The organism is Streptomyces sp. NRRL WC-3626 (genome assembly GCF_000718785.1).
In the GTDB taxonomy this organism is placed as follows: Bacteria; Actinomycetota; Actinomycetes; order Streptomycetales; family Streptomycetaceae; genus Streptomyces; species Streptomyces edwardsiae.
Genome location: NZ_JOCA01000047.1, coordinates 1 through 1,596, shown reverse-complemented (window position 1 = coordinate 1,596; position 1,596 = coordinate 1). Strand labels below are relative to the sequence as shown.

Below are 1,596 nucleotides of genomic sequence, written 5' to 3'. Positions count from 1 at the left end.
GGCGAAGTGCCTGGACGCCTCGGGCGGGACCTGGGAGGACGGAACCCCCGTGCATCTGTGGACCTGCCACACCGGAGCCAACCAGAAGTGGACCCTGCCGTAGAAAGGAGGCGACCCACGATGCGTACCCTCTTCAAGACCGCGCTCGGCCTGTCCGCCGCCGCCGTGCTCTGCCTGACACCCCAGACAGCGGCCCTCCCCGGCGCCGCGCCGGCCGCCCACCACAGCGCTGACCCCACACCGTCCGCGGCGGCCGACCCCGCGTACAGGATCCTCGTCTTCTCCCGGACCGCCGGCTTCCGCCACTCCTCGATCGACGAGGGCGTGACCGCACTGCGCGACCTCGGGGCGGCGAACAACTTCACCGTCGACGCCACCGAGGACCCGGCGGCCTTCACCACCGGCAACCTGGCCCAGTACCGGGCCGTGGTCTTCCTCTCCACCACGGGCGACGTCCTCGGCCCCGCCCAGCAGACCGCGTTCGAGCAGTACCTGGGCGCGGGCGGCGGATACGTCGGCATCCACGCCGCAGCCGACACCGAGTACGACTGGCCCTTCTACGAGGGACTGGCCGGCGCCCTCTTCCAGTCCCACCCCGCCATCCAGCCCGCCACCGTCACGGTGGAGGACCGGGCGCACGACGCCACCGCGCATCTCGCCCGCACCTGGCAGCGCACCGACGAGTGGTACAACTACCGCAGCAACCCCCGCACCACCGCCCATGTACTGGCCTCGCTCGACGAGTCCAGCTACTCGGGCGGCACCATGTCCGGCGACCATCCGATCGCCTGGTGCAAGGACTACGCGGGCGGCCGCGCCTTCTACACCGGCGGCGGCCACACCGAGGAGTCCTACGCCGACCCCGCCTTCCGCAGGCATCTGCTCGGCGGTATCCGCTGGGCCGCCGGCACCGTCAACGCCGACTGCCGCCCGGAGACCGGCTACACACCCCTGTTCGACGGCGGCACCACCACCGGCTGGAAACAGGCGGGACCCGGCGGCTTCACCCTGGCCGACGGCACCCTCACCTCCCACGGCGGACTCGGCCTGCTCTGGTACGACGCCCGGGAGTTCACCGGTGACTACTCCCTGAAGCTCGACTGGAAGGCGAGCGGCGACGACAACTCCGGTGTCTTCGTGGGCTTCCCGGCATCCGACGACCCCTGGTCGGCGGTGGACAACGGCTACGAGATCCAGATCGACGCCACCGACGCGGCCGACCGCACCACGGGTTCCGTGTACGGATTCCGGTCCGCCGACCTGCCCGCGCGCGACGCCGCGCTGAACCCGCCGGGGGAGTGGAACACGTACGAGATCCGGGTCACCGGGGAGCGGCTGGAGATCTTCCTCAACGGCAGCAGGATCAACGACTTCACCAACACCGACCCCGCGCGCGGCCTGGCCCGGGGCCACATCGGCCTGCAGAACCACGGCGACGGCGACGACGTGGCCTTCCGCAACATCCGCATCAAGCAGAACGGACCCCCGACCGGCCCGCGCACGGGTGAGGTGAAGGGGGTCGACGGGAAGTGTCTGGATGTGGACAACGGGGGCACGGCGGACGGTACGGAGGTGCAGGTCTGGACGTGCAACTCG

General features: G+C 71.0%; 2 protein-coding genes. Both read left to right on the top strand.

From position 1 onward, the window contains the following. The coding region (locus IF28_RS40450) for an RICIN domain-containing protein (protein ID WP_158713725.1) at positions 1-103 on the top strand (103 nt) is incomplete at its 5' end. A gap of 17 nt (positions 104-120) precedes the next feature. Continuing rightward, a partial coding sequence (locus tag IF28_RS0135720) for a ThuA domain-containing protein (protein ID WP_037894834.1) occupies positions 121-1,596 on the top strand: 1,476 nt, incomplete at its 3' end.